This is a genomic window from Epilithonimonas hungarica, assembly GCF_900102265.1.
GTDB classification, from domain to species: domain Bacteria; phylum Bacteroidota; class Bacteroidia; order Flavobacteriales; family Weeksellaceae; genus Epilithonimonas; species Epilithonimonas hungarica.
In genome coordinates this window covers 198,946-221,938 of sequence record NZ_FNBH01000001.1, presented here as the reverse complement: position 1 = coordinate 221,938, position 22,993 = coordinate 198,946, and the positions used below count along the sequence as shown (strand labels likewise).

Genomic DNA, 22,993 nt, shown 5'->3' with positions numbered 1-22,993 from the left:
GTTTGTTGTTGCAATTGTTTCGTTCCATAGGTTTCACCTACGGCTACTGATATTGAACCCTTTCGGGTTCCGTTAATTATTTTGTTTCGCTCAGTCTTAAAATATCTCCAAAAACGCCTCTGGCAGTTACTTTTGCTCCAGCTCCGGCTCCCATAATGACGATTGGATTTTCACCGTAACTCTCTGTGTATATTTCGAAAATGGAATCTGAACCTTTAAGTTGTCCGAGGGCAGAGTTTGATGGAACAGAAATTAATTTTACGTCCAATTCTCCTCTTTCTTCCTGAAGATTTCCGTGCAAATCACCGACGTAACGTAAAACGTGGTCGGGTTTCTGATTTTCTTTGATGTTTTGATATTCTGAGTCTAATTCTTCCAGTCTGGAGATGAATTCATCTTTGTTGATATCCAAAAGGGTTTGTGGAACGAGATTTTGAATATTAATATCTGGGAATTCATTAATCAAATCTAATTCTCTGGCCAGAATCAACAATTTTCTTGCAACATCATTTCCTGATAAATCTTCACGTGGGTCAGGTTCTGTGAAACCTTTGTCCATCGCTTCACGGATGATAACAGAGAATTTATCATTTCGAAGGGAGAAGTTATTGAAAACGTAACTCAAAGTTCCGGAGAAGACACCTTTGATTCTGGTGATATTTTCGCCTGAAAGATGCAGAAGTTTAATCGTGTCAATTAATGGTAAACCTGCGCCGACATTGGTTTCGTAAAGATATTTCTTTTTGTTTTTCTCTAATAACTTTCTGAAATCGCGGTATTCTGAAATTGGTAAAGTGTTATAAATTTTGTTGGAACCTACGACATCAAAACCATTTTCAACGAAGGTTGGATAATGTTTTACAAAATCTTTGCTCGCTGTGTTATCGACCATTACAAGATTTTCCAAGTGATGTTCTTTTGCAAAATCAACCAATTTTTCTACGCTGGATTCTGTTTGGGAAAATTTAATTTTCTGTCTCCAGTCACTTCCGAAACCGGCTTGGTTAAAAGCAATTTTTTTGGAGTTGGCAATCGCAACGATTTTCAAATCCACTCTTTTTCTTTTCAGAATATCATAAGCTGAATCTAGGATTTGCTCTACCAAAGTTCCGCCGACATTTCCGTGACCAATCAAAGCTAGATGGACGGTTTTTGGTTTTCCGTAGATTTCGGTTTCGATGATATTTTTTGTAATTTCAGTTTGATTTGCCGTTACAACTATATTTACTCTTCCCGCAGACGCGATTTGACTTAATAATAAAGGGAAAATCTTGTTGCGTTGAAGTTCTGATAATATCTTATTGTAATTGTCGTAAACAAAACCGATAACGCTCAAATTATCAATGCTATAAATATTGCTGACGTGACCTTCCTTCGCTCCCTTCTCAAATTCTTTTTTCAGAAACTTGACAGCATCTTCCGCATCAACTTCATCTACAAGAACAGAAATTCCGTTTTCTATGGCTTGCTGGGAAATAACACCAACGCTGATTCCGCCTCCATTCAAAGCTTGAAAAATGCGTGAATCCACGCCGATTTGTCCGAGGAAATTTTTCCCTTCGAAGTTGACCAAAGCTTTGTTTCTATAAATATTAATTGCGTTCTTGTCTGTCATCAGTTCAAAAATAGAGGTGTTAAAATTGTGTTCAGTTGTTCATATTCCATCAGGAAAGCATCGTGTCCGTGGATGGATTTTATTTCGTGGTACTGAACATTTTTGTTTTTATTTTGTAAAAAATCGTAAGTGTTTTTAATTTCAAAAGCCGGGTAAAAAAGGTCTGAATCAACCGAAATCAGATGGATTTCTGCATTGATGTTTTCCAATTCATTTTCCTTTCCATTGATGTTCATCAGAAGATGATTGACGAGTTTGTAAGCTTTTAAACTAAATCTTTCGTTCAATCGGTTTCCGTGGAAGTTAAGCCAGTCGTGGGATTTAAGAATTTGCTTTTCAGAATCTTTTTCCCTTTTGAATCTTGAGTTAAGAGATTCCGGCGTTCTGTAACATAACATTGCGTGAATCCGTGCTTTTTCTAAAGGTTTTTCTTCTGAATCCAAAAGGAATTTCTGAACCAGACATTGGGAATGTAACCAATCTGACGTTTTGAAGTCTGTTGCAATCGGAATGAATTTTTCCGTCAAGTTATTTTCTAAAGCTAACATTTCCCAACCGATAGAGCCGCCAACAGAACCGCCAACCAAAGCGAAAAGTTTTTCGATTTTTAAAAACTTTAAACCTTCGATGAAAATTTTGGCGATGTCCTGAGCTGTGAAATCTTCGTAATCATCAATGAAAAATCCGTCATAACCGTTTCCGGGAATGTTGAAACAGATTATTGTAAATCGGTTTGTGTCAATTACTTTGTCTTCTCTAACCAAGGTTTTCCACCATCCGTTTTCTCCGGCCACATCGGAATTACCTGTCAGAGCGTGATTTATCAAAATAATTGGAGCAGAATACAGTTCTTTTCCAAAAAGCTGATAGCTTAATGGAATATCATAAACCTTTCCGGTTTGTGTCGTGAAATGTAATGTCTGAAGATGTTGTAGCTTATTTTCCAATTTTATAAAATGATAAAAATTGAAAATGCTACGGGAAAAATGTAGAATAAATGTTTTGGTTATCTTTCTCAATAATGAGTAGAATTTAGCACCTTCTTCGTTTCCGAAGGGTTGCCAAGGTTTCACAGAGTCTATCTCTCCACCTTTCTCGATAACATTTTCAATATGTAAATGAACAATTCTGGCTGCAAATATACTTCACAAAATTCACTTTTTCCAAATTTAGCTTGAAATTTCTAAAATAATTATTTGTTAATAATAAATTTTCCCAGAACTTGCGTATAATATTTGTAGTTAAAATTTCTTTTTACAATAAATTATGGAAATCAATCTTAATAAACAAGTTGCTATCGTGACGGGTTCCAGCAGTGGAATCGGGAAAGGAATTGCTATTAGTTTGGCAAAATCTGGCGCAATCACCATCATAAATCATTCATCAGAACATTCTCGACCTGAAGCTGAGGAAACTTTGAAAACCATTGAGGAAAATGGTGGCGAAGGTTTTATCATCCAGTGTGACGTGAGTAAGGAAGACCAAGTTCTGGCAATGTTCCAAACAACAATTGATAAATATGGAACTGTTGATATTCTTATTAATAACGCAGGCTTGCAACAAGACGCGCCTTTTGTAGAAATGACTCTCGCTCAATGGCAGAAAGTAATTGATGTAAATCTTACAGGACAATTTCTGTGTTCAAGAGAAGCGATTAAAGAATTCCTGAAACGTGGAATGACAGAAAAATCTAAAGCTTTGGGGAAAATCATCAACATCAGCAGTGTTCACGAGACGATTCCGTGGGCTGGACACGCAAATTATGCTTCCAGTAAAGGTGCGCTCAGGATGTTGATGCAGACTTTGGCTCAAGAATATGGAAAACAAAAAATCCGTGTGAATAATATTTGTCCGGGCGCCATTCAAACACCAATCAATAAATCGGCCTGGGATAACAAAGAATCTCTGGATGCGCTGATGACGCTGATTCCGTATGACAGAATCGGTCAACCGGAAGACATTGGAAATTTAGCTGTATTTTTGGCGAGTGATTATTCGGATTATATTACCGGTGCGAGTATCTATGTGGATGGCGGGATGACGACGTTGGAGAGTTTTGCAGACAACGGATGATTATAAATGATGAATGATAAGAGATAAATGATTGATTCACTATTTTTTCCTTGAAATTTTTAAACGCAAAGATTTTTGAAGAGCGTCAGATTTTTAAGAAGGCAGAGAATCGATGAATCGATTTTTTAAGCGGATGATGGTTTGGGAAATTATCATTTATCGTTGAAAGAAGGGGAAAACCTCAACATAGCCCCGATGGGAACGGCATCCTTTTTTGTTTTTTGGATTGTTCAGTAATTCAGAATGACAAATGTTGTAAAAAACAAAAAAGATATAGTGGACAGCGGGTTGGGATGTTCTAACAAATGGACAACCGTGATGCTCCTAATAAAAAGAATAATTATTCTAGAAAAATAATTAGAAAATGAATGAAGAAGAAAAATTAAAAAATCCAAATTGGAAAAAGTGGGGACCTTACGTGAGCCACCGCCAATGGGGAAATGTGCGCGAAGATTACAGTACCAACGGCGATGCGTGGGGATTTACCGGTCACGATATGGCGGAAGCGTGGACTTACCGTTGGGCGGAGGAAGGTATCGCGGGAATCTCGGATGAGAAACAGCAATTGTGCTTTGCCTTTTCTTTTTGGAATAAAAATGACTGCAGAGTCAAGGAACGTTTTTTCGGACTGAGTAATTACCAGGGAAATCACGGTGAAGATATCAAGGAGATTTTCTATTATTTGGACAATACGCCGTCTCATAGCTATATGAAGATGGTTTACAAATATCCGATCAATGCCTTTCCGTACGATGACCTCATCAATACGAATGCGCAACGCTCAAATAAAGACCCAGAATATGAAATATTTGATACTGGAATCTTTGATAACGATGAGTATTTTGATATTTTTATTGAATATGCGAAAGCTGGCGAGGATGATTTTTTAATCAGAATCGATGTTCATAACAGAAGTAGCCAACCTGCTCCAATTGTAGTTTTGCCGACGGTCTGGTACAGAAATAACTGGATGTGGGGATACAATGATTACAAAGGACAACTCGGTTTCTCGAAGCAAGGCGAGATTGACGTTCATCATAATAGCCTTAGCATTAAGAAATTATATTCCAGAAATAGAAATGCAGATGCTTTGTTTTGTGAGAATGAAACAAATCGCGCAAGGTTATTCAATCTTCCAAAAACAGAAGGTTTTTTCAAAGACGGAATCAATCAATATATTACAAAAGGCTTAGACACTATTAATCCATCTAAAACCGGAACAAAAGCGTCTCTTCATTGTGAAGAAATCATAGAAGCGAACAGCAACAAGGTTTTCGAATTCCGATTATCGCCTCATATTATGGATGATGCGTTTTGGGATTTTGATGAAATCGTTTCAAGAAGAAAACAAGAAGCGGATGAGTTCTATGCGAACATTCAAAAAGATATCGAAAATGAGGATGAAAAAAATGTTCAAAGACAGGCTTTCGCAGGTTTGCTTTGGAACAAACAATTCTATCATTACAACATAGGAAAATGGCTGAAAGGTGACCCAAATTTTCCTATCCAAAGAAAAGGTTTTGTAAGAAACAGCAATTGGGAACATCTTCATAACAAAGATATTATCTCGATGCCCGACAAGTGGGAATATCCTTGGTATGCGACTTGGGATTTAGCGTTCCATTGTGTGAGTTTTTCTGTGATTGATTCGGAATTCGCAAAGAATCAATTGATCACATTGACGAAGGAATGGTATATGCATCCGAACGGTCAGGTTCCGGCTTATGAATGGAACTTTGATGACGTTAATCCGCCTGTTCACGCCTGGGCAACTTTCCGGGTTTTCAAAATCGATGAAAAAAATAATGGGAAACCTGATTTAGCTTTTCTTGAAAGGGTTTTTCAAAAATTATTACTGAATTTCACCTGGTGGGTCAACCGAAAAGATTATAACGGAAACAATCTTTTTGGTGGAGGATTCTTGGGTCTTGATAATATTGGAGCATTCGATAGAAATATGGAATTCAGTGAAGGAGAACATCTGGAACAGGCCGACGGAACCAGCTGGATGGCAATGTACGCTCTGAATATGATGCGTATCGCAATGGAACTTGCAACGTACAATCCGGTTTATGAAGATATGGCGATCAAGTTTTTTGAACATTATCTTTATATTGCCGAAGCAATGGAAAACATTGGCGAAGGAAAACAGGGACTTTGGAATGAGGAAGACGGGTTTTTCTATGATCTGCTTCAGCTATCGAACGGAGATAGTGTGAATTTGAAACTTCGAAGTATCGTTGGACTGATTCCGATGTTTGCGGTGGAAGTTGTGGAGCACAGCATGTTGGAAAAACTTCCTGACTTCAAAAAAAGGATGGAATGGATTCTGAAAAATAAACAAGACCTTACAAAACTGGTCTCTCAATGGTATGTTGAGGGCGAAGGAAACAAACACCTTCTGAGTATCCTGAGGAAAACAAGATTGACGAAAGTTCTTGACAGATTGGTTGACGAATCCGAGTTTCTAAGTGATTACGGAATCCGTGCAATGTCCAAAGTTTATGAAGAAAACCCTTTCCGTTTCACTGTTCACGGGCAGGAACACGTGGTTTATTACACGCCTGCAGAAAGTGACAGCCGAATGTTTGGTGGAAACAGTAACTGGCGCGGACCGATTTGGTTTCCAATCAATTTCCTGATTGTTGAAAGCTTACAACGTTTTCATTTCTTTTTCGGCGACACATTGACTATCGAATATCCAAAAGGAAGTGGCGTCCAAAAGAATCTTGAAGAAGTTTCCAAAGACATTAGCGACAGACTTTGTAATATTTTTCTGAAGGATGGAAACGGAAACAGAGCTTTCAATGGTGGTGTTGAGAAATTCAATAATGACCCGCATTTCAAAGATTATATAATGTTCTTCGAGTATTTCCACGGCGATAATGGTCGCGGTGTTGGGGCATCCCATCAAACCGGTTGGACCTCTACGGTTGCGAAGTTGATTCAGCCGAGACTTTCTAGTCGATAAATAAGTTTTGGAGTCGGAATGTTTTTAGAGTTTGAGAGATATTAAATTCTCTCGAACTCTCCGACCCCTCAAACTCTACTGCACAATTTCTCCATTCACACTCACTTCATAAGTGATTTCAACATTTGGCTCCAATGTTTTAGAAACGGAGCAATATTTTTCGAAAGACAATTCTGCTGCTTTTTTTGCTTTTTTCGGGTCGATTTCGCCTTCGAGGAAAAATTTTACTTTGATGGATTTAAAAGGTTTTGCATCATCTACCTGAACTCTTTCGCCTTCTACTTCCGCTTTGAAATCGGTGATCGTTTGGCGTTGTTTTTTTAAGATGGAAACGACATCGATTCCGCTACATCCGGCAACTGCCATCAGTAAAGATTGCATTGGAGACACTCCTTTTGCTCCGGGTAAAGTCGTATTATCTAATAAAATAGAATTTCCTTGTTCATTGGAACATTCGAAAAGGAAATCGTTGTTGATTCTATTGAGTGTAATTTTCATTTTAAGATTTTATTATTTATTGAACACAAAGCGCACAAAGTTTTTTTTAATAATTCAATGTTTTAAGTTTCACAAAACCACCTCGTTTAGAGTAAGATTTGTAATTAAATCCAAATTTACAAAATTCCCCTCGCTTTTATCTCCAGATATTTATTGATGACATCGATGTTAAGGTTTTCAGGAAGCGTGTAGATACTGTAAATTCCATATTTTCTGAGTTCCTGAATAATCAGTTTTTTCTCAAATTCGAATTTTTCCCCAATGATCTCATCATAGATTTCCTGCATGCTTTCCGGATTTGTATTGAGGACTTTATGAACTTCGGAGTTTTTGAAGAAAATAACCACCAGCAAGTGGTTTTTGGCGATTCCTCTCAGAAATTTCATCTGTCGGTCAAGACCATCTAAAGTCTCGAAATTCGTAAACAATAAGACCAAACTTCTTTGATTCAGATGAAATTTCGTTTCCTGATAAAGTCTTCCAAAATCACTTTCGAAGAAATTGGTCTGAACATTGTAAAGTGCTTCAGAAATTCTTTTCAGTTGTCCGGACCTGTTGTCTGCTGCGACTTTGTTTTCGGTTTTTTTGGAGAAAGTCATCGTTCCGGCGCGGTCGCCTTTCTTCAGAATAATATGAGAAAGCGCCATTGTCGCATTGATGGAATAATCCAGTAAACTCAATCCATTAAAAGGCATTTTCATCGTTCTTCCTTTGTCAATGAGCATCATGATCCTTTGAGATTTTTCATCCTGAAACTGATTGACCATTAATTTGCTGGATTTGGAGGTCGCTTTCCAGTTAATGCTTCTGATATCATCGCCCTGGACATAATCACGGATCTGCTCGAACTCCATCGTGTGACCAAGCTTTCGGATTTTCTTGATCCCGCCTAACATAAATTCGTTTTGAAGCGCCATCAATTCATATTTTCTGAGATTAATGAATGACGGATAACTTGCCAACTTCGCATCTTTTTGAAATGTAAATCTTCTGGAAACCAAACCAATTGGAGAATTGACGTAAATATTCAGACTTCCGAAACTGTACTCGCCACGTTCTTTCGGTTCAAGAATATATTCAAAAAATGTGTTGTTTCCGCTTTCGATATTTTTCTGAATCAGGAAATCTCTTTTTTGAAATTGAAAGGGAATTTCGTCAATGATCTTGGTGCTAATATTAAAATTGTAATTATTTCTAATATCAACTTTAACCGAATTTTCATCGCCGTTTGATAATTTTTCCGGCAAGATTCTTTGTGCGTTGATTCCTTCTTTATTTAGGAAAAGAATCAAACCATCAACTACCGTCAACACTAAAACAAAAATCAATAATGAGTTGGCAATCCACATCATCAACGGAAAGAAAAATGCCAAAACATAGCAAAATCCTACGCAGAACAATGTGAAGAAAAATCTGTTATTGAGGTATGTTTGTTTTAATGTTTTCACTTGAATCTATTCGTTAATTAAACACAAAGTTCACAAGTTTTTTAAATACTTAATATTTTAAGGTTCGCAAAGGCGTAAACTTAAATAAGATATTATGAAAGACTTCATCTCCGCTCAGACTGACAGTGGTTTGAAATGCGTACTATTAGAGATGTCATCCTGAGCGGAGTCGAAGGATTTCCAATTATTTTGTGGTCTATTATCTCGGAACTTCGATGCTTTCCAAGATTTGTCTGATAATCTCGTCCGCTGTCAGGCCTTCCATCTCACGTTCCGGGGAAACAATAATTCTGTGACGTAAAACTGCAAAAGATGCTTCCTTGATATCTTCCGGCGTTACGAAATCACGGCCTCGGATGGCGGAAAAAGCTTTACTTGCGGTCAGCAAAGCCAAACTCGCTCTTGGCGATGCGCCCAAATATAAAAATTGATTTTCCCTTGTATTAACAATGATTTTCGCAATGTATTCCAGAAGGTTTTGTTCAACAATGATATCTTTTACCAATTGCTGATATTGCTTCAATTGTTGTCCGGAAATGACGGTTTGAACTACGTCGGTTTTGTCTTCTAATCTGTTGTTGTGTTGGTTTTTAATGATTTCAATTTCCTGCTCCAGATTTGGATAGCCAACTTCGATTTTGAAAAGAAAACGGTCGAGTTGTGCTTCCGGCAGCCTGTAAGTCCCTTCATGTTCGATCGGGTTTTGAGTTGCGACCACTAAGAATGGCTCTTCCATTGGGTATTTGATCCCGTCCATAGTGATTTGGCGTTCTTCCATCACCTCGAACAATGCTGATTGCGTTTTTGCAGGCGAACGGTTGATCTCATCAATCAAAACAAAATTGGAAAAAATTGGACCTTTTTTATATCTGAAGTCCGCTTCTTTGACATTGAAAACAGAAGTTCCCAAAATATCAGAAGGCATCAGATCCGGCGTGAACTGTATCCTGCTGAAATCTACAGAAATGGTTTTAGCTAACAATTTTGCGGTAACTGTTTTTGCAACGCCGGGAACACCTTCTATCAAAACATGTCCATTTGACAATAATGCCGCTAAAAGATGTTCTATCATATTATCCTGTCCTACAATGACTTTTGCAATTTCTGCTTTTACACGTTCCAGATTATTTCGCAATTCCATCATATCCAGCCTTGACTGGAATTCGGGTGCTTTGTCTTGGTATTGTTCTTCCATAATTGTTATTTTAAAATTTTGTCCAGAAGCTGATTCATTCTGATAAGCTCTTCCTTCATCACGCTTGCATAAGGATCCTGTCCTTTCTTTATCAATTTTACGGCTTCTTCTATTAGTTCTATATTCTTTCCGGTTTTCAGATGTAGTTTATTAATAAATTGTGCATCCAGATCATGCGTGTCTATCAACAGATCCATCCTTACTCTATTCAAAAAATATTGTGCTTTCTTCGCCATCATCTCGTGGAAATCACCTTCCTGTAGATAAAGATTTCCAATACTGCGGATAAATTCGACCGAAGTATTTTTCAGAGGTTCGATGATTGGGACTATCCGCTGTTTTCTTTTTGCATTGAAAATCACGAAAATAATCAAACCAAAAAGCAGTAGATACCACGCATATTTCAGTGGAGGATTACTGTGGATGAATCTAAGAGGAGACATCGATAATGGTGTATCATTTTCTATAAACCACACTGTTTCCCTTTTCGGAAGATAAGAAAGTACGCTTTCTATATATTTATTCTTAGAATTTAAAATATAATAATTCGTCAAAACCAAAGGCTCTGAATGGATATAAAAATGTCCTTTCCCGAAATTAACTTTCACAAAATCCGCACTAAAGGAAGTCTCATTACTTTTATCTTTATGTAATGTTTTCCCAAGAATTTCTATATCATTCCTGATATAAGAAAAACCTTGGTTTTCAGGAAACTTATCAATGAACAACCTGTTATCAGATAATTTTTTATCGGTGAATTGCAGATAATAATTTTTTTCATGACCCACAGTCTTGAATCTAAAACCCAATGTATCTCTCAATTTTGCAGTAGTGTCGTTGGTAAACCACATCACATCGGAGCCTTTAGAAACCTGATCCAAAATATATTGCCAGGAAACATCGTCCAGTTTTTTTTGTATGATCAGGATATTATGTGGCTTCTTCTGATTATTTTTTTGATAATAAGAATAGGGAGAAACTCTTACTTTTTCTAATTTCCTGTGAAATAAACCGGACGATTCCTGATCAAAAATATAAAGCCCAAAAGGTGTTTTTTTATCGACATCAAAGTTCTTTCGCCAATCCAAAGCAGGCTTTTTACCTATCCCAAACATCGCCACCACAATCAATATGATGATAAAAACAATAGCGTATATTTTGAAGGTTTTGTTCATTGATCTGCGGATGATGAATTGTTTTAGAATTTGTTAAAATAGGATCTGTAATATTGATAATCTTTCTCTTCTGTATCGAATTCGCCATACCAGATATAATCATAAATGTAAATGATACGACTAAAATCTTCTTTTAAGCTGATGTTTTTCAGTTCCCTCAGATAATCCCGATTTGTCTTTTCGGGATTCCATTTGATCAGATCTTTGTCCGATAATTTTTTAAGAGCAAATAGAAAATGATAACGGATCGCTGAACGGTAGTCTTGCTGTTTTTCGAATTTCAAGATACTCTGGGGAAAATTGATCTCGTGAATGTTTTCTTCTAGGTCCTGGGTCGCAATCTTAATTTTCCGATTCTTCTTTCCAAACAAGAAATTTCCTTCTTTCGATATCAGATATCTGATCAGAAGATATAGCAAAGACCCAATGACCAGAATACCAATAGTTCGTAAAATGATCACCGTATAATTGGTAGCTTTATTTGGATCAATATCTTTGAAGATCCTGGACAATAATTTGGCAATCTGTCTTTTGATGATATCCCAAAGTGATTCTTGAGGTTTTGAAACACCATAATCGAATTCGTTTCCTTTGTATTTATTTTTGAGATCTGGAGAGAAATTTTTCGGATAAAGCGTATTGTTTGTAGAATAATTGGACCCGACCAAAGAATCCGTCAAGACAAACTCTTCCTCAGAATCATAGCTTACGGAATCCTCAACAACTTCCACTTCCTGCACAGTATCGTACTGAGAAAAAACCGAGCTTCCCAGTAAAGAAAAAAATAGTAAAAGAAGGATTCTAAATCTCATCTGCTTCAAATTAACACAATTGTATTGCTGATGAGATCATCGATTTTTATCTCCTGAGACAAGTACATTTTGGTTTAGTTTTTTTATAAGGATAAATGGATATATAAAATAGTAAAAAGCGATAAGAGACAACGTTCCAAAGATGATGACCAGGTTCAGAATCAATGGCATCGTCTGCGCATATCTGGTTACAAAACCTTCTATCATTCCGGCAAATATGGTAAATGGGACTGTACTTAAAAAAATTTTAAAACTATCTCGAAAACCTTGCTTGAAGGATTCTAATCGGGATAAAGTTTTGGGGAACAAAATCGACGCCCCTAAAATCAATCCCGCCATTGCTTCCACCACCATTCCAAAAATCTCAAAAGCACCGTGTAGCCAGATTCCTTTGGCGCTTTCCAATAGCACATTCTGTGTCTTGAAAAAAAACTGAAATGCCCCTAACATGATGCTGTTCTGCATCAAGGCATACAAAGTTCCTACTCCTCCCGAAATCCCATATATGTATAGCTTTGCTCCAACCACCAGATTATTAGCGATGATCATTATGGACGAGCTCCAATTGGACCCGCTTCCGTAGATTGCCGTTGCATCGCCTTTTTTGATATTTTCCAAAGTCTGGTTTACATAACCTTCCCCTAGGATCAATGTCGCAAAATCTTTGTCATAGATAGACGAAATAACACCTATTGCTACAAACAAAACAAAAAAACAAAAAGCATAATACAGATATCTCCGGTATTGGTAAACCGTCATTGGAACTTCTGTTACAAAAAAATGCCTGATCCTGTTTTCTTCTATTCTTTTGGTCTTATAGATTCTTTGAAAAATTTGAGAAGAGAGGAAATTGAGATAAACTGTGGTTTTACTTTTAGGATAATAAGTCTGTGCAAAAGAGAGGTCGTTAATAAGATTGATATAAAGAGACGAAAGGTCATCCGGATTTTTTTTCATTTTTCCGTTGACAACCTGTTCGATTTCCAACCATTTTGCTTTATTTTGCTTTATAAAAGCCACTTCTCTCATAATGCTAAAATAATAAAAATATGAATCAGATCGCCATCAATACTTCACAAAATGTAAATGTAAATTTTACGTTGGCAGGTGTTGGAGAAAGGATCTTCGCTTTTTTTATCGATTCTTTCATCAAAGTGGTATATGTCTTCATCATATTTTGGATTCTGCGCAATGTTTTTGACTTTTCAGACTTTACCCGAGATATGGATGGCTGGTCTGTTGGTGCACTCGTTCTGATCATCACACTACCCGTCCATATTTATACTTTGGTTTTGGAAAGCCTGATGGAAGGACAGACATTCGGAAAAAAATTAATGAAAATAAAAGTCGTAAAAATCGATGGTTATCAGGCAAGTTTCGGAGATTATCTGATGCGATGGATCTTCCGTTTGGTTGATATTATCGGCAGCATGGGAATCATAGCATTTATCACTTCATTAGTATCAAAAAATCATCAGCGTTTGGGCGATATCGCAACAGGGACAGCCGTTATTTCTCTTAAAAACAATGTCAATATTTCACACACGATCCTGGAACATCTGAAAGAAGATCATGTTCCAACTTTCCCCCAAGTCATTTTACTGAGTGACAATGATGTAAGGATCATCAAGGAAAATTTCCAAAAAGCTTTGAAGTCTGATGATCGTGAGATCATTAATAGGCTGACAAGAAGAATTGTTGAAATTTTAAAGCTCGACCCGGAATCTATACAACTCACTCAAAGACAATTCATTAGTGTTATTATTAAGGATTATAATTTTTATACTGGCAAAGATCAATAAAAGTGGAGTCAATTTCTACAGTCATTTTAATATATTTGACAAAACTTTTAACCATTAGAAAATGAGAGTCTTTCTATTAATAACTTCACTCTTGATAAGCAATCCCGTTTTTTCCCAATCCGAAACTTCCAAAACTGAAATTGTTTCTGATTCCAAGGCAGAATTTCCCGGCGGACAAACAGCTTTCCGAAACGAGTTCATGAAGATGGTACACGCCTATGTAGATATCACCGCCTATGCAGTGAATGGAAAATTTTCTTTTGTACTTACCATCGATGAGAAAGGAAAAATGAGTGAGCTGAAGATCTATCCTAAAGTCAGAAATGACGAGGAATTCAAGCAGGATATGAATTTCGCCATGAAGCGTATCAAGAAAAAATGGAAACCTGCTATTAAAAATGGAGTTCCGGTAAGTTCAAACATTATTTTCGAGATCAATTTTACTTCTGACCATTCTGATGAAGAATATTAAAAATAATTAAATTTTTATATTTACCAATTATTTTTAATGATTAAAGGCAAAAATGGGAAATATTGCAACAACATTTAACCAACAAATAGCATTACTTGAAAGCAGAGGAATGGTTTTCGACTTTGAACCAAATAAAGTTAAAGAAATTTTACTTGATATTGGCTATTATAGATTAGGATTTTATTGGCATCCTTTTGTAATTGATGAAAATCACAACCTCATAAAAGGAACCAAATTTTCTGATGCCGTAAATCTCTATTATTTAGATGTGGATCTGAGAAATATCCTTACTAAATATCTGAACAGAATAGAAATCAACTTAAGAACAAATGTTGTATATTATGTCTCTAATAAATATAGAACAAATCCTTTCTGGTTTATTGATCCAAAAGTTATAAATCAAATTTTCATCAATAATATTGACCGTTATTACAACGATGAATTTAAATTATCAAATAAACCAATAAAAAAACATCATCAAAAATACCTTAATGACAAATATGCTCCAGCATGGAAAACTTTAGAATTCTTTTCTTTCGGGGTTATTTTAAAAATCTTCAAAAATCTTAATGATAAAGAAATAAAATCAAGAATTTCTAATATGTATGGAGTCTATAATTTATCCAAATTCGAAAGCCTTATGGACACATTAATTTTTTTAAGAAATACTTGTGCACATTGTGGGGTGCTTTTTGATTTAAAATTACCCAAAGGAATTTCAAAAATTCCAGATTTGGATTTCAATAATAATGATAGAATGTCGTTAGATTCCTCAATAAAAGTAGTTCTATATATATTGGGAAAAATCTCAGAGAGTAGAAGGCAAGAGATGGAGCAAGAGATTAATTGTCTTTTTGAAAAATATAGAAATCATCAAATTCTAAGAAGAATTATAGAAGAAAAAACAAATTTTGTATACAAATAATTATATACAAAATTTGTTTTATATAATAGTTTATTAATACATTTGCATAGTATTTGTATAAATACACTCGAGTGCACCAATATTTTTCACATTATTGCGGCACTATAAAATATTACTTATAACTCGGACTTGCTCCGAGTTTTTTTCTGCCATTCTGTCACAATATTTTGTATCTTTGCAGACTTAAACAGTTCAAACTTTCGGATTCAAGGTTCTTCAGCATTGGATTTCTAAATATTGAACTTTAAATCTTAAATGTAGTGCAGGAAAAATATATAGACGAGACAAAACAAGGAGAAGCTTTTGCTATTGCAGAAAAATCCGGAAATTCTAAAAAACTGTTCCTGGAAAGTTACGGATGCCAGATGAATTTCTCTGATTCCGAGATTGTTGCCTCCATCCTTAATGAGCAAGGCTACAATACTACTTTGAAAGTAGAAGAAGCAGATTTGATTTTATTAAATACTTGCTCCATCCGTGAGAAAGCTGAGCAAACCGTGAGAATGCGTCTTGCTCAATTCAAAAACCTCAAAAAAGAACGCCCAAATATGACCGTTGGTGTTCTTGGCTGTATGGCGGAAAGATTGAAAACCAAATTTTTAGACGAAGAGCAACTCGTGGATCTGGTGGTCGGTCCGGATGCTTACAGAGATCTTCCAAATCTTCTCAAAGAAACCGACGACGGAAGAGATGCCATCAACGTAATCCTGTCGAAGGAAGAAACTTATGCAGATATCAATCCTGTTCGTTTAGGGGGAAATGGTGTTACAGCCTTTGTTACGATCACAAGAGGTTGTGATAATATGTGTACGTTCTGTGTCGTCCCTTTCACCCGAGGTAGAGAAAGAAGCCGCGATCCGCACTCTATCATAGAAGAATGTCTCGACCTTTGGAATAATGGTTATAAAGAGATCACATTACTTGGTCAAAACGTTGACTCTTATCTTTGGTACGGTGGCGGTCCAAAAAAAGATTTTGCAAAAGCATCCGAAATGCAAAAATTGACGGCTGTAAATTTTGCCCAATTGATGGAAATGGTCGCGAATGCAGTTCCAAATATGAGAATAAGATTCTCGACATCCAATCCTCAGGATATGAGTCTGGATGTTTTCAGAGTGATGGCAAAGCATGATAATATTTGCAAATACGTCCACTTGCCTGTTCAAAGCGGTAGTGACAGAATTCTTGGTTTGATGAACCGTCAGCATACACGTCAGGAATATTTGGATCTAATCAAAAAAGCTAAAGAAATCGTTCCGGACATTTCTTTTTCGCAGGATATGATCATCGGATTCTGCACAGAAACGGAAGAAGACCATCAAGACACACTTTCATTGATGAGAGAAGTGGAATACGATTATGGTTATATGTTTGCCTATTCCGAAAGACCGGGGACGCCTGCCCATAAGAAAATGGAAGATGATATTCCTGCTGATGTCAAGCAAAGACGTTTGGCGGAAGTGATCGCTTTGCAAGGTGAACTATCCAAAAAAAGAATGGCCTCTTATGTTGGAAGAGTTCACGAAATATTGATTGAAGGAGTTTCTAAAAAGAATAAGAACCAATGGAAAGGCAGAAATTCCCAGAATGCAGTATGCGTTTTCGATATGTTGGAAGGACAGAAAATTGGTGACATTGTTTCCGTTTTCGTCCACGGGAATACACAGGGAACGCTTTTGGGGGAAACGGTTTTGTAAATTCCTGGAGCACAAATGAAAAGACTGGTTTTAATTTTCTTCTTTTTTTTATCCTTGGGTATTTCTGCGCAAATGGGTAGCGAAAAATGGAGTGAGGATATAAAATATCTGCAAAACAATCTTACCAATAAGCATTACAATCTTTTTGCACTTCGCTCTGAAGCGGATTTCACAAAAGACCTTAATAATATAATTGCTAAATCGGATAATCTTACCGACTTCCAAACGGCTTTGAAGCTGCAGCAAGCCCTTACAAAACAAGGCGATACGCATACCAATTTGTCATTAAAGAAATTCATCAACAAAAATGAAATCTTACCATTAGGTTCATATTTCTTTGGCAATGACTTTTACATTACACTTACTACTTCTGAAAACGAAGAATTACTGGGTGGGAAAATATTGGCTGTTAATGATTTTGACATCAAAACCGTGACAGACAGTTTGTCCACCTTATTCCCAAATGAAAATTCCGGGATCTTCAGAAATCGTATTCCGGAGATTTTGCCTTGTAATCAAACGCTCAAAAATTTTGGTTTTTCCAAAACCGATGCGGTGAAGATAAAATATGAAAAGAATGGAAAAATATCTGAGAAGATCATTTTCCCATCTGTCATAACTAAGGAAAACAGGGTGAAAATCACCCCAAAAAACCTGACTTTTGTTCAGGAAAATAAGAAGAAATATTTCGAGAAGAAATATTTTGACCAAGAGAAGATTCTTTATGTTCTTTACAATGTTTGTACAACCAATGAAAAACGCAGTTCATCTTCTGAGAATCCGTTGAATTTCGGAGAATTTGAAGAATCGGTTTTCAAGATCATCAAGGATAACAAAGTCGATAAATTGATCTTCGATATGAGATATAATGGAGGTGGCAGTTCCAAACAAGGTAGGGAATTCATTAAAAAACTGGCCCAGAACCGTGATATTAATAAAAAAGGTCATCTTTTCGTAGTTTTGGGGCGTGACACTTTTTCTTCTGCAATTCTCAATGCAACAGATTTTCAAGAGGAAACCAAAGCAATTTTCGTAGGAGAAGAAACATCGGGAAAGCCTAATCATTATGGAGAAATTAAAAGTTTTGAACTGCCAAATTCTAAATTGAAATTGACCTATTCCACATATTATTTCATCAGAACGAAAAAGAAAAACATCAATACCATAAAACCGGATTACGTTGTAGAAGCTTCTTTTGATGACTATACTAATGGCATCGACCCTGTTTTTGAATTTATAAAAAATTATAAATAATTTTTGAAGAGTATTCTGTACATATTATTTTTTCTGCCAGTATTGACTTTTTCTCAAAATTCAAAGTGGGACTATGTTGGCAATATCGCTTTTGATGAGAAATCAGATAGAAAAGACTTTATTTTATGTAATGAGAATCGGGTTTTTCAATACTTTAATGATTCTAAAGGATTCCAATACAGAGGCGAAAAAGTTGCGATTGAAGAGGAATTTCAGAAAAAATACAATTCCGAAAATGTAAAAAAAGAAAACGCTTGGGTAAGAATTCGTTTTGTGGTCAATTGTGACGAAGAATCCGATAGGTTCAGGATTTTGACAGCAAACTATGATTACGAGCCAATAGAGATCAATAAAAACATTACATCTCAACTTTTAGAAATTAATAGATCTCTTAACGACTGGATACCAAAAGTTATTATTGGTAAAAAAATCGATTATTATCAATCTTTAGAAAATTTTGAAAAACAAAGCAAAGTTTATGATTTTGCAGAAAATATTTATTTTAGAGGTAAAGTTTCGAAGATCAGAAACAAAGATTATTTGGATTTGAAAGCCAAAGCATTGGCCAATTATGATGAGGGCAAAACAATGCTGGAAGGTTACACTCATCATTTCAACTAAGTTTACAGAAAGCAGATCGCTGAACTGTAAATTCAATTTTAAAAAATTCAAAATCAAAAAATCTTCCGATTTCTAAATGCAGATCTCGGGCAAAAAATTAAAAAAATGGCAGACTTACAATCTATAAAAAACCGCTTTGGAGTTATTGGGAATTTTCCGGCACTTAATCGAGCTTTGGAAAAAGCAATTCAGGTTGCTCCAACAGACATTTCCGTTCTCGTAATTGGAGAAAGTGGTGTTGGGAAAGAATTCATCCCGAAAATAATCCACTCAGAATCAAGAAGGAAACATCAGCCTTACATCGTCGTAAACTGTGGTGCAATTCCTGAAGGAACCATCGACTCAGAGCTCTTTGGTCACGAGAAAGGTGCTTTTACGGGGGCGACTTCTACCAGAAAAGGTTATTTTGAAGTGGCCGACGGCGGAACAATTTTCCTTGATGAGGTTGGAGAATTGCCGCTTCAGACCCAAGTTCGTCTTTTGAGAGTTTTGGAAAGTGGCGAATTTATGAAAGTCGGTTCATCTCAAGTCCAGAAAACCAACGTAAGAATCGTAGCTGCGACGAATGTGAATATGATGAAAGCCATCCAGGACGGGCGTTTCCGTGAAGATCTTTATTACCGTCTGAATACGGTTCAGATCGATATGCCGGCTTTGCGGGAAAGAAAGGGCGACATCCACTTGTTATTCAGAAAGTTTGCGATTGATTTTGCTGAAAAGTACAGAATGCCCGAGTTGAAATTGACAGACGATGCCGTTGCTTACCTTGAAAATTATGCATTTCCGGGAAACGTTCGTCAGCTGAGAAATCTGGTTGAGCAAATGACTGTTGTGGAACAGAATCGTGAAATTAATTCCGTGAAATTAGCGGAATACATACCGATGAATGCCAACCTTCCTGCTGTGGTTCAGAAAGAAGGAAGTGGAAATTCGGGTTCAGACTTCGGTTCGGAGAGAGAAATTATGTACAAGGTTCTCTTTGATATGCGAAATGATATTAATGATTTAAAATCCTTAACTTCGGAACTGATAAAAAGCAGAGGAAATGCAGACCTTAGCTCTCAGGAAAAAAATCTGATCAATAGGATCTACACTCCGGAATCTGCTCAGAATGCAAACCCAAATTCTTTGCTTTTCTTCGAGAATAACAACAACAATAATCAAAATCAGATCCATAATCCGACGATTATTTCTGAGGACGAAGACCATCATTACAACGATGTAGAAGACATTGAAATTGAAGAAGCCAGACCAGAATCCCTTTCGCTTCAAAACAATGAAAAAGATTTGATAATCAAAGCATTGGAAAAGCACAAAGGAAGAAGGAACAAAGCAGCGGATGAATTGGGGATCTCGCAAAGAACGCTATACAGAAAAATAAAACAATATAATCTAGAAGAGTAAAAAATACTAAAACTATGAGTCAACTATCACCCAAACCCGTTCAATTCAAATTCGGAGAATACATTTCACAAGCAATAGACTTGATGAAAAAAGATTTTGGAACTATCTTTTTATCATTTCTATGCACAATCGTATTAAGTATAATTCCTTTTTGTGGGTTGATGGCAGTTGGAAATTTTTACAAGATCTGCTACAAAATTGAGAAAGGAATCCCGACAGGAGCTGGGGAGATCTTTAATTTCGATGACTTTGTACCGTATCTTATCTTCCAACTGTATATTTTTGCCGGCTTGATCCTGTTGTTCATTCCATTTGGAGTTTTTTCCATCACAATTGATAATGACGGAATGATATCCGGACTGGCCAGAGGCATCGGGATGATCTTTTTAGCGGTGGTCTATTTTGCCATACTCTATGTTTTGCTTCAGGCATTTTATGTTCCTGCATTGATCACTTTCAAGAAGATCACAGATATAAAAACCGCCTGGAATATTTCTAAGATCATGACAAAGGGAAATCTGCTTACTATATTTTTCTTTTCAATAGCGACAGCTTTTCTTGGAGAATTAGGGATAATTCTTTGTGGTATCGGGATATTTCTTACTTTGCCATTTATAAATGTCTCACATTACTTTGCTTTCAAAGACGGTCTTGCTCAAATAGAGCATGACGAGCTTACCGAAATTGGTAAAAAATATTAATAATGAAAAACCTTTCAGTACTTTTTATCCTATCGTTGTTACTTTTAACATCCTGCTATTCCTTCACAGGTTCTTCTCTCCGCGAGGACATGAAAACTGTGAAGATCAATACTTTCCCGAATAATGCTGCCAACAACCTTCCAAGTTTGAGTCAGGATTTTACGGTCGCCTTGCAGAATCGTTTTCTCCAAAGAACAACATTGAAAGGTGCAGTGGAAAATCCGGACCTTTTGATAGAAGGAGAGATCAGCGATTATAATATCACTCCTACAAGTATCGGGTCTGCAACTACAACGACATCAGGAAACACAATACAAGCACAGCAAAACAAGCTGACAATCTCTGTGAAGGTCCATTATGAAAATAGCAAAGACCCAACACTTAGCTTTGACCGAACTTACAGTGACGAAGCTGTTTTCAACAGCGATCTGGACCTGAACACGATAGAAACTGCACAAGTAAAAATTGTGAATGACAGGATCATCAACAAAATTTTCAATGATATTGTAGCCAATTGGTAAGATAATGAATACTAGAGTTTTAGAATTAGTTAAAAATCCGAAGATTATAACCGAATCCGATCTGGACATTTTGAGATCCGAATCAGAAAAAATGCCTTATGCGCAAAGTATAAGAGCACTCTATCTTTACGGGATCAATCTTTACATGCCGGAAAAATATAAAGAAAATCTTTCTAAAACAGCTGCTTATACAACAGATAAAAAGATCCTTTATCACTTCGTGAATTCTGAAAAAATCTCCAAAAAAGAAGCCCTTCCAACATCAGAAATAACAGAAAAAACAATTGATAATCAGAAAACTAACAACGAAACAAAAGAAGATGCAAAACCTGCAGAATCTGAAATCGTAACGGAAATTGAAAATACAGAAACACATTCTGTTCTGAATAAATTTGATGTTGAAAAAATCATCGAAACTGAAAATGGAGAGAACTCAGAATTCATAGTTGTAGATGGAGAAAAGAACCGACTGCTCTACGAAGGTGAAGAAAATTTCCTCGAAGAGAAAACCCCGGAGGTTGACCCGGATGCTTCTCAAGAGTCTGGACAGCTCGTTCTAAAAGAAGAAGCAGAAAACATTGATGCTCAAATTTCCATCGATGACAACCGTGCGGAAGAATCAATTTCTGTTCAAGAAAACATGGAGGACATTTCTATCCCGGAAGAAACGAAAATAGAAGAAATATCGACAGAACAGGAATCTGAACCCGAGATAACATCGGGAGATATAAGTTTTAATGGAATCCAAGAATTTCTTCCGAATGTGAAATTCTCGATTCCAAAAAATCATCTGGATTATCTGAATCCTTCGAAAAAAGAGAAATCAGAGGAAAAACCAATAGAAGAAAAGCCTGTCATTACATCAGAATATAAAGAACCTTTGTTAGAAAATATTTCTGAAGATGATATTGATGACAGCCAGATCAGTTTTGAGAACACGCAATCTTTTGAAATTTCTGAACCTCAAAAAGTTCAAGAAACAGTCGAAGATCCAATTCAGGAACAAAAAGTTGAAGAGAGTCAAATCAATTTTGAAAATATGCAAACTTTCGAAATCACTGAAAAAGAAACTCCTGAAGCTGAAATCAAACCAGAAATCACTGAAACTAAAACTGAAGTTCAAGAACCTGTTTCTGAATGGAAACCAATGTCATTCTCGATAAATATTCCGGATGCATTGATTGGTAAAAATGAGACAGAAGAAAGAGAAATTCCGAAGATCATTACGAAAGTTGACGTTGCTCCAACGCCTGAAAAAATTGATAAGGTTGATTTTCAAACAGAAATCATTGCAGGAGAAGCTCAAACAGAAGAAAAGGAAATTGAAATTCCTGAAGAAGAAAGACCTATTTTCAATGTTTCATTCTTTGGAAATGATGTTTCTAAAATCGAGGAGAAGAAAGCAATCATTCCAATTCCGGAAAAAGCTGAAACAAAGCAAACTCCTGAAAGCAATGTGGGAGCTTTTATCAATACTTGGCAAAGTTGGCTGAAAATTGAAAGACCCGAGACTAGGCAGGAACCATCCAAAGCCAAAGAAAAGATCATTGACAACTTCATAGAGACCAACCCGAAAATATCTCAGTTAAAAGAAGAAAGCAACTATGTTGTGAAGGAGAAAAAGGATGACATCTCTCACTTGATGACAGAAACCCTGGCCAGGTTATACACGGAACAAAAACTATACTCCAAAGCAATAAAGGCTTATGAGATACTTTCAGAAAAACATCCTGAGAAAAAAGATTACTTCGAAGAAAAAATTGAAGAAATAAAAGATATTAGAAAACCACAATAGAAAAGCGGGACAAA

At 36.3% G+C, this 22,993-nt stretch carries 20 protein-coding genes and 1 riboswitch; of the genes, 12 read left to right on the top strand and 8 right to left on the bottom strand.

What is annotated here, in order from left to right; all coding sequences use genetic code 11:
* Positions 1 to 76: 76 nt before the first annotated feature.
* Positions 77 to 1,615 carry an ACT domain-containing protein gene (locus tag BLT30_RS01010; RefSeq protein ID WP_089870668.1) on the bottom strand — a complete coding sequence of 513 codons (1,539 nt, stop codon included), beginning with the start codon at positions 1,613 to 1,615 and terminating at the stop codon, positions 77 to 79.
* Positions 1,615 to 2,562: an alpha/beta fold hydrolase gene (locus BLT30_RS01005; protein ID WP_089870666.1), complete on the bottom strand. Its 948-nt coding sequence runs from the start codon at positions 2,560 to 2,562 to the stop codon at positions 1,615 to 1,617. Before BLT30_RS01005 ends, BLT30_RS01010 begins: the two co-directional genes overlap by 1 nt.
* Positions 2,563 to 2,618: 56 nt before the next feature.
* A riboswitch (SAM riboswitch) is annotated at positions 2,619 to 2,720 on the bottom strand.
* Between the two features lie 161 nt (positions 2,721 to 2,881).
* Between BLT30_RS01005 and BLT30_RS01000 the strand changes: the two genes are divergently transcribed.
* Together BLT30_RS01000 and BLT30_RS00995 are read left to right on the top strand one after the other, a co-directional pair.
* Complete coding sequence (locus BLT30_RS01000; RefSeq protein WP_089870664.1) at positions 2,882 to 3,688, top strand: glucose 1-dehydrogenase; 807 nt, start codon at positions 2,882 to 2,884, stop codon at positions 3,686 to 3,688.
* Between the two features lie 364 nt (positions 3,689 to 4,052).
* Positions 4,053 to 6,659, top strand: a complete 2,607-nt coding sequence (locus BLT30_RS00995) for an MGH1-like glycoside hydrolase domain-containing protein (RefSeq protein WP_089870661.1) — start codon at positions 4,053 to 4,055, stop codon at positions 6,657 to 6,659.
* Between the two features lie 75 nt (positions 6,660 to 6,734).
* Here BLT30_RS00995 and BLT30_RS00990 read toward each other — a convergent pair whose 3' ends face one another.
* The 6 genes from BLT30_RS00990 to BLT30_RS00965 all read right to left on the bottom strand — a co-directional run bounded on the left by BLT30_RS00990 (position 6,735) and on the right by BLT30_RS00965 (position 12,816).
* Positions 6,735 to 7,157 carry an OsmC family protein gene (locus BLT30_RS00990; RefSeq protein ID WP_089870659.1) on the bottom strand — a complete coding sequence of 141 codons (423 nt, stop codon included), beginning with the start codon at positions 7,155 to 7,157 and terminating at the stop codon, positions 6,735 to 6,737.
* A gap of 116 nt (positions 7,158 to 7,273) precedes the next feature.
* Positions 7,274 to 8,605, bottom strand: coding sequence for a DUF58 domain-containing protein (locus BLT30_RS00985; RefSeq protein ID WP_245707086.1), 1,332 nt, complete (start codon positions 8,603 to 8,605; stop codon positions 7,274 to 7,276).
* 199 nt (positions 8,606 to 8,804) lie between these two features.
* Positions 8,805 to 9,800: an AAA family ATPase gene (locus BLT30_RS00980; RefSeq protein WP_089870656.1), complete on the bottom strand. Its 996-nt coding sequence runs from the start codon at positions 9,798 to 9,800 to the stop codon at positions 8,805 to 8,807.
* Positions 9,801 to 9,805: 5 nt separating this feature from the next.
* Complete coding sequence (locus tag BLT30_RS00975) at positions 9,806 to 10,975, bottom strand: hypothetical protein (protein WP_089870653.1); 1,170 nt, start codon at positions 10,973 to 10,975, stop codon at positions 9,806 to 9,808.
* Between the two features lie 23 nt (positions 10,976 to 10,998).
* Positions 10,999 to 11,787 carry a DUF4129 domain-containing protein gene (locus tag BLT30_RS00970; RefSeq protein WP_089870652.1) on the bottom strand — a complete coding sequence of 263 codons (789 nt, stop codon included), beginning with the start codon at positions 11,785 to 11,787 and terminating at the stop codon, positions 10,999 to 11,001.
* A gap of 36 nt (positions 11,788 to 11,823) precedes the next feature.
* The gene (locus tag BLT30_RS00965) at positions 11,824 to 12,816 is read right to left on the bottom strand and encodes a stage II sporulation protein M (RefSeq protein ID WP_089870650.1); all 993 of its coding nucleotides are present in this window, start codon (positions 12,814 to 12,816) and stop codon (positions 11,824 to 11,826) included.
* Between the two features lie 20 nt (positions 12,817 to 12,836).
* Between BLT30_RS00965 and BLT30_RS00960 the strand changes: the two genes are divergently transcribed.
* The 10 genes from BLT30_RS00960 (at position 12,837) to BLT30_RS00915 (ending at position 22,979) form a co-directional block, all read left to right on the top strand.
* Positions 12,837 to 13,589, top strand: a complete 753-nt coding sequence (locus BLT30_RS00960; protein WP_089870648.1) for an RDD family protein — start codon at positions 12,837 to 12,839, stop codon at positions 13,587 to 13,589.
* Positions 13,590 to 13,650: 61 nt separating this feature from the next.
* Positions 13,651 to 14,061: an energy transducer TonB gene (locus tag BLT30_RS00955; protein WP_089870647.1), complete on the top strand. Its 411-nt coding sequence runs from the start codon at positions 13,651 to 13,653 to the stop codon at positions 14,059 to 14,061.
* 52 nt (positions 14,062 to 14,113) lie between these two features.
* Positions 14,114 to 14,986 carry an Abi family protein gene (locus BLT30_RS00950; protein WP_089870645.1) on the top strand — a complete coding sequence of 291 codons (873 nt, stop codon included), beginning with the start codon at positions 14,114 to 14,116 and terminating at the stop codon, positions 14,984 to 14,986.
* A 260-nt stretch (positions 14,987 to 15,246) separates the two neighbouring features.
* Positions 15,247 to 16,683 carry a tRNA (N6-isopentenyl adenosine(37)-C2)-methylthiotransferase MiaB gene (miaB, locus tag BLT30_RS00945; RefSeq protein ID WP_089870642.1) on the top strand — a complete coding sequence of 479 codons (1,437 nt, stop codon included), beginning with the start codon at positions 15,247 to 15,249 and terminating at the stop codon, positions 16,681 to 16,683.
* A 15-nt stretch (positions 16,684 to 16,698) separates the two neighbouring features.
* Positions 16,699 to 17,937 (top strand): S41 family peptidase, encoded by a 1,239-nt coding sequence (locus BLT30_RS00940; RefSeq protein ID WP_089870640.1) that lies wholly within the window; start codon positions 16,699 to 16,701, stop codon positions 17,935 to 17,937.
* 3 nt (positions 17,938 to 17,940) lie between these two features.
* On the top strand, positions 17,941 to 18,558 hold the full coding sequence (locus tag BLT30_RS00935; RefSeq protein ID WP_139166548.1) for a hypothetical protein: 618 nt from the start codon (positions 17,941 to 17,943) through the stop codon (positions 18,556 to 18,558).
* A 105-nt stretch (positions 18,559 to 18,663) separates the two neighbouring features.
* On the top strand, positions 18,664 to 19,962 hold the full coding sequence (locus tag BLT30_RS00930; RefSeq protein WP_089870636.1) for a sigma-54 interaction domain-containing protein: 1,299 nt from the start codon (positions 18,664 to 18,666) through the stop codon (positions 19,960 to 19,962).
* A 14-nt stretch (positions 19,963 to 19,976) separates the two neighbouring features.
* On the top strand, positions 19,977 to 20,663 hold the full coding sequence (locus tag BLT30_RS00925) for a hypothetical protein (protein WP_139166547.1): 687 nt from the start codon (positions 19,977 to 19,979) through the stop codon (positions 20,661 to 20,663).
* Between the two features lie 2 nt (positions 20,664 to 20,665).
* Positions 20,666 to 21,184: an LPS assembly lipoprotein LptE gene (gene lptE, locus BLT30_RS00920; RefSeq protein WP_089870632.1), complete on the top strand. Its 519-nt coding sequence runs from the start codon at positions 20,666 to 20,668 to the stop codon at positions 21,182 to 21,184.
* Positions 21,185 to 21,188: 4 nt separating this feature from the next.
* On the top strand, positions 21,189 to 22,979 hold the full coding sequence (locus BLT30_RS00915) for a hypothetical protein (protein WP_089870630.1): 1,791 nt from the start codon (positions 21,189 to 21,191) through the stop codon (positions 22,977 to 22,979).
* Positions 22,980 to 22,993 lie beyond the last annotated feature (14 nt).

Coding starts and splice junctions, on each gene's coding strand:
- BLT30_RS01010 (WP_089870668.1), bottom strand. CDS start 1,615: ATGACAGACAAGAACGCAATTAATATTTATAGAAACAAAGCTTTGGTC.
- BLT30_RS01000 (WP_089870664.1), top strand. CDS start 2,882: ATGGAAATCAATCTTAATAAACAAGTTGCTATCGTGACGGGTTCCAGC.
- BLT30_RS00995 (WP_089870661.1), top strand. CDS start 4,053: ATGAATGAAGAAGAAAAATTAAAAAATCCAAATTGGAAAAAGTGGGGA.
- BLT30_RS00990 (WP_089870659.1), bottom strand. CDS start 7,157: ATGAAAATTACACTCAATAGAATCAACAACGATTTCCTTTTCGAATGT.
- BLT30_RS00980 (WP_089870656.1), bottom strand. CDS start 9,800: ATGGAAGAACAATACCAAGACAAAGCACCCGAATTCCAGTCAAGGCTG.
- BLT30_RS00975 (WP_089870653.1), bottom strand. CDS start 10,975: ATGAACAAAACCTTCAAAATATACGCTATTGTTTTTATCATCATATTG.
- BLT30_RS00970 (WP_089870652.1), bottom strand. CDS start 11,787: ATGAGATTTAGAATCCTTCTTTTACTATTTTTTTCTTTACTGGGAAGC.
- BLT30_RS00965 (WP_089870650.1), bottom strand. CDS start 12,816: ATGAGAGAAGTGGCTTTTATAAAGCAAAATAAAGCAAAATGGTTGGAA.
- BLT30_RS00960 (WP_089870648.1), top strand. CDS start 12,837: ATGAATCAGATCGCCATCAATACTTCACAAAATGTAAATGTAAATTTT.
- BLT30_RS00955 (WP_089870647.1), top strand. CDS start 13,651: ATGAGAGTCTTTCTATTAATAACTTCACTCTTGATAAGCAATCCCGTT.
- BLT30_RS00950 (WP_089870645.1), top strand. CDS start 14,114: ATGGGAAATATTGCAACAACATTTAACCAACAAATAGCATTACTTGAA.
- BLT30_RS00940 (WP_089870640.1), top strand. CDS start 16,699: ATGAAAAGACTGGTTTTAATTTTCTTCTTTTTTTTATCCTTGGGTATT.
- BLT30_RS00930 (WP_089870636.1), top strand. CDS start 18,664: ATGGCAGACTTACAATCTATAAAAAACCGCTTTGGAGTTATTGGGAAT.
- BLT30_RS00925 (WP_139166547.1), top strand. CDS start 19,977: ATGAGTCAACTATCACCCAAACCCGTTCAATTCAAATTCGGAGAATAC.
- lptE (WP_089870632.1), top strand. CDS start 20,666: ATGAAAAACCTTTCAGTACTTTTTATCCTATCGTTGTTACTTTTAACA.
- BLT30_RS00915 (WP_089870630.1), top strand. CDS start 21,189: ATGAATACTAGAGTTTTAGAATTAGTTAAAAATCCGAAGATTATAACC.